This is a genomic window from Ferruginibacter sp. (assembly GCF_031430955.1).
In the GTDB taxonomy this organism is placed as follows: domain Bacteria; phylum Bacteroidota; class Bacteroidia; order Chitinophagales; family Chitinophagaceae; genus Ferruginibacter.
The window spans coordinates 1-4,758 of record NZ_JANPCM010000728.1; the positions used below are offsets into that span (position 1 = coordinate 1).

Sequence of the window (4,758 nt, forward strand, 5' to 3'; positions counted from 1 at the left end):
GTATCTACATAAGTGGTTTTAGGTTCGTAGGTAACATCAACATAAATAATTTTATCATTGCCCTTAAGCGGAACTCTTGCTGCTAAATCTTTTCCTTCAAAAAAATGATCAACCAAAAAAACCATTGGTGCATTTGGTTTACGGTGTGGTGCAATAATTTCGTCTAACTGGTTAAAACTGCCACGGCCATAAATTACATAGCCTACCATTTTAAAATTTCTGAATGACATAGAATTATTTTGAGGAACAAAAATACACCAATTTATTTGCCAGAAATGTTTTGCCTTCGGCAAATATTAGTTTGCCACAGAGCCACAGAAGCACAGAAAAATAACGGCATACTTTTGATAATGGCAGAGGTAAAAAAAATTATTTTCCGCAAAGTTTGCGAAATCTACGGGTTAATTATAAAAGTGCTGCTGCCCTTTTCAAATCTTCAGGTGTATCAATTTCCACACCCATATATTGTGTAACCACCATTTTAAGAGGCACACCATTTTCTAAATAACGGAGACATTCAATTTTTTCGGCAGCCTCTAACGGTGTAATGGGCCAGTTGGTAAAATTTAAAAGCGCCTGCTTGCGAAAAGCATACACACCGATATGTTCGTAATAAGTAACTGCAATATTTTTATCTCTTAAATATGGTATAACGCTGCGGCTGAAGAATAAAGAAATCATATTTTTATCAACGGCGACTTTTACATAATTGGGATCGTTAATAAATTTTTCATCGTATAAAACCTGCATCAGCGATGCCACCTGAACAGTTTCATCATCAAAAACGTTTAATAATTTTTCCAGCGGTTGTTTTTGTACAAAGGGTTCGTCGCCCTGTACATTCACCACAATATCTACATGCATATTTACAATAGCCTCGGCAATTCTGTCGCTGCCGCTTTCATGTTGCTTAATGCTCATAACAGCTTTGCCGCCATGCTGTGTTATTTCGTTAAAAATAATTTCGCTGTCGGTTACCACCATTACTTCATCAAATAAATTGGTGGCAACAGTATTATCATACGTGTGGCGGATAACAGTTTTATCTTTCAGCAACTGCATCAGCTTTGCAGGAAAACGTGTGGCAGCATAACGTGCCGGTATCATGGCAATTTTTTTCATCTTTCAAATAAACAATAAAAAAAGTTTTTGTAAAATTTTATTCATGTAAATCATCTTCGTTAATGGTGATGGGCATGGTTTTACTTTCGTAACCGCATTTACCGCATTGATACACATTTTCCGGAGCTATCGCATAGCTTGAAAATAACCAGGTGAAAATGGCAGTAATAAAATTTGAAGCACCTGGTTTTGATATTAATGTAATTTGTGCAGCGCCGCATTGCGGACATTTAACCGATTGCAAATATTCTTCATCAAACTGCTGTAATATTTTTTTTGCTTCTGCAGCATCTTCCTCCTTTACCACAATTTTTATTCCGCCAATTGCATTTGATAATATTGGATCGATGGTAACGGTATTCTCATCTTTTAAATAACAGTTCACACCGGCACCCTGCAATTTTGTTAGGGTAATGCTGGCTAAAAAATAATTATCAAAACTGCGGAGCGTTATTATATTCATAGGGTTGTTTTATCTTCCAAAATCATCACCATACTCTTCGGCGTATTTTTCAAACTTTTTTATAAGGGCAATATTTGTTTTTTCAATACTCGTTAAATCATTTTTTACATCAACCGTGTTGGGTATGTACCAGTCTTTATCTTCAAACTGTTCCCTTAAATCTTTCTTTTTAAAACAATAACCGTGGCGGGCAAAAATTTCGTTACGCATTACCTGCAAATCTTCCTTCATTAAATTATTTACATCCTCTTCTTTTAATAAACGTTTAGATGCCTGCGGATACTGCCCCACATCAACCAAATATTTAAAAATATTTCTGGTAAGAGAAAAATCTTTTGCGCCACCATGGCTGTCTTCTTTATAAGGCTTCCAGTTACCGGTAATTGCATTGGGATTTTTTTCTTCAAAAGAAATAGTAAACATACCGTCGTATTTATCATCGCCGGGCTCTTTAGCAACAATTGAATAAATACCATTGGTGTTTTTAGCCAAACCGCTGAAGGGGCGGTCGTTTCCACCAACCACACTCCTGCCTTCTACACTGTCGCCTAAAACTTTTGTAATTAAAAGTGTAATCTTATTATCGCCAAACGGCCCAACAAAAGAACCCAGCAGCGGCGAATTGATAATTGACGCAACCGTTGTTTCTTTAACAACTTTATTATTTGTTTGTTCTGTATTTTTATTGTTAGAATTACAGGAAATAAAAACAACAGGAATGCAAAGAAGAGAAAAAATATTTTTCATAACAAAACATTTAATTACTGTAAAATAACATTTTGTTGCTAACCTGCAAAAACATATTTGGTATTACAGCACTTATACTGCTGGCATTTTTTTCTTTTTTAATGCTGCGGATAATTTTTATTTACATACCGGTAAAAAACGATGCCGGTTTTTTACAATTAAAGCAGGAGTATATACATATTACCGAATGGCGTGTGGCTTTTTTTACACATGTATTTACCAGTATGCTGGTGCTTATTGCAGGGTTTACACAGTTTAGTAAAAAGTTTTTAAAGCAGCAACCAAAGCTGCACCGAACGGTAGGTTATGTTTATGTAATTAATATTTTAATGGTAACCGGCCCTTCGGGTTTGTTAATGAGTTTTTATGCCAATGGTGGCGTAAGTTCTCAAACAGCGTTTGTATTGCTTTCTGTTTTGTGGATGGGTTTTACTGCAATGGCATTATACAAAGCCATAAAAAAAGATTTTAAGGCACACCGCATTTTTATGATACGCAGTTTTGCTTTAACGCTTTCGGCCATAACGCTGCGCTGCTGGAAGGTGCTGCTGGTAAATTTTACCGATATACAACCAATGGACCGCTACCGCATTATTGCATGGCTGGGCTGGACGCTGAATTTAATTATCGCCGAATGGATAATTTATAAATACTTCAACAGAAAAAAACAATTGTTTACTGCGGCTTAATGAAAACAGTTTATTGTTTACCATCAATTATTAAAGGTGTATTTCCCTTGCCCATTACAATAACTTTTGCATTGGCACTAAGCGCCAGTTCCTTCATGGCTTTAATTTGTTCGTACTGCAATTGCTGATCGGTAAGGCCGGTATTGATGATGCGCTGATAATCGGCAATACCCTGTGCTTCCACTCTTTTACGTTCAGCTTCCTGTTTTTCTTTTAATAAAACAAACTCCATTTTTTTAGCATCCTGCTCCGCATTTATTTTAGATTCGATAGAGGCTTTTACCGAATTGGGTAAGGTGATATTTCTTACCAACAATTGCTCCAGCATTAAGCCACGTTTTTTAAAATCGTCTTCAATACTTTTGTAAATGCGTTGCTGAAATTCATCTCTTTTGTTGCCAAACAAATCTACCGCCTGGTAATACACGGCATTGTCACGTATTTTTGTACGGGTAATGGGGCGTACAATTTTATCCCTGTAATCATCGCCGGTTTCTCTTAATAATTTTGGCGCATCGGCAGCAACTATCCTGTATAAAACGGTAAGGTCAATCGTTACTTCAAGCCCATCGCTGGTTAAAACCCTAATGGCATCATCGCCTGCTTTATGGCCTTCGTCGTTTACACCACTCATGGTATAATTCTGTGTTTTTACATCTAACCTTTTTACATCCAGCAGGGGATTAATAAAATGTAAACCGCTTCCTAAAACATCGTTTTGAATACTGCCAAACAACACCTTTACACCAATTTCGCCGCCATCAATTTGTTTTACACAACTGGTAATAATACCGAGTGCTATAAAAACAACACCAACAATACGGCCTACCGGGATAAATTTTTGTAAAGCTGCATTGCTTTTTAAAAGCACGGCAGAAAGAATTAAAATGATAATGCCTAAAATGATTAAAGCCATGGTTGGTTAGTTTAGGGTTGTAAGTTCGGAAGAAGAATTTAGAATAGCAGGAATGTTTTTACACAAGCTATTATTGAAAACATTTTAATCGCTGATTCTTGATTTATGCAACAATGCTTCTACCAAAACAAAATCATTATGAATTGAAAAGGCGATTACCCAATCATTAAAATAAATACAACGAAGGTTTAGTTTATTAAAAGTAAGATTATGGCAAAGCTTTATTTGTGCAGGATTAAAAAGGGTCTTTTGTAAAAAGTACTCATATCTGTTAAGCCACCGTAAACCAGCATTTTCTGTGTTCTTACCTTCAATAAAATTTACAAGACTAATTAAAGAAGCGAATGCTTCTTTTGTGTAGTTAACCTGCATTATACTTATCTCTTATTATTTGATGAGCATTTTCCATTGTAATCATTCCGCTTGCTCTGCTTTTTTCTATCAATTTTGTTAGCTCTTCCGGAGAAAGTGGTTTTCCGGGCAAATGAATATTGTTTTCTACATCATCAATTATAGAGAGCTGCAGATGATTTTGCTTTGCAAAAGCTAACAGCTTATCTATGTTATCTTTGTCTGTATTTTCTAATTGTAAAAGCATACATAAATATACAAATTGTTTTTTATGGTAAGGTTGAAAAAATAAATGTGTATGTATTTAACTTGAATATTAATAGCAATTTGTAAAATCTGGCAATTGCGGAGTGAACGTTGTTCCGTAGGAACGCAAGGTGCTTTTCCGTTTGCACCAAACGTTCCTAATGAACGAAAATACAAACGCCGTTATTTTTCTACCCACTCCCGATTCTTATCGGGATTACGAT

The 4,758-nt window shown here is 35.7% G+C and carries 7 protein-coding genes and 1 pseudogene; 1 reads left to right on the forward strand and 7 read right to left on the reverse strand.

All coding sequences use genetic code 11. The features are described from left to right. The 4 genes and pseudogenes from ACY65O_RS20845 to ACY65O_RS20860 form a co-directional block, all read right to left on the reverse strand. Positions 1-230 (reverse strand): annotated as a pseudogene (locus ACY65O_RS20845) (alcohol dehydrogenase); the annotation flags it as partial. Between the two features lie 175 nt (positions 231-405). Next, positions 406-1,122, reverse strand: coding sequence for a 3-deoxy-manno-octulosonate cytidylyltransferase (gene kdsB, locus ACY65O_RS20850; protein WP_462222791.1), 717 nt, complete (start codon positions 1,120-1,122; stop codon positions 406-408). A 37-nt stretch (positions 1,123-1,159) separates the two neighbouring features. Next, positions 1,160-1,585 (reverse strand): putative signal transducing protein, encoded by a 426-nt coding sequence (locus ACY65O_RS20855; protein WP_462222792.1) that lies wholly within the window; start codon positions 1,583-1,585, stop codon positions 1,160-1,162. A 9-nt stretch (positions 1,586-1,594) separates the two neighbouring features. Then, positions 1,595-2,332 (reverse strand): YARHG domain-containing protein, encoded by a 738-nt coding sequence (locus ACY65O_RS20860; protein ID WP_462222793.1) that lies wholly within the window; start codon positions 2,330-2,332, stop codon positions 1,595-1,597. A 32-nt stretch (positions 2,333-2,364) separates the two neighbouring features. Here ACY65O_RS20860 and ACY65O_RS20865 point away from each other — a divergent pair, with 32 nt between their 5' ends. Further along, positions 2,365-3,021, forward strand: a complete 657-nt coding sequence (locus ACY65O_RS20865; RefSeq protein WP_462222794.1) for a DUF2306 domain-containing protein — start codon at positions 2,365-2,367, stop codon at positions 3,019-3,021. Between the two features lie 10 nt (positions 3,022-3,031). Here the strand turns inward: ACY65O_RS20865 and ACY65O_RS20870 are convergent, their stop codons facing one another. The 3 genes from ACY65O_RS20870 to ACY65O_RS20880 all read right to left on the reverse strand — a co-directional run bounded on the left by ACY65O_RS20870 (position 3,032) and on the right by ACY65O_RS20880 (position 4,535). Further along, positions 3,032-3,937: a prohibitin family protein gene (locus ACY65O_RS20870; RefSeq protein ID WP_462222795.1), complete on the reverse strand. Its 906-nt coding sequence runs from the start codon at positions 3,935-3,937 to the stop codon at positions 3,032-3,034. Between the two features lie 84 nt (positions 3,938-4,021). Beyond that, the gene (locus ACY65O_RS20875; protein ID WP_462222796.1) at positions 4,022-4,309 is read right to left on the reverse strand and encodes a type II toxin-antitoxin system RelE/ParE family toxin; all 288 of its coding nucleotides are present in this window, start codon (positions 4,307-4,309) and stop codon (positions 4,022-4,024) included. Beyond that, complete coding sequence (locus tag ACY65O_RS20880) at positions 4,299-4,535, reverse strand: hypothetical protein (protein ID WP_462222797.1); 237 nt, start codon at positions 4,533-4,535, stop codon at positions 4,299-4,301. Before ACY65O_RS20880 ends, ACY65O_RS20875 begins: the two co-directional genes overlap by 11 nt. Positions 4,536-4,758 lie beyond the last annotated feature (223 nt).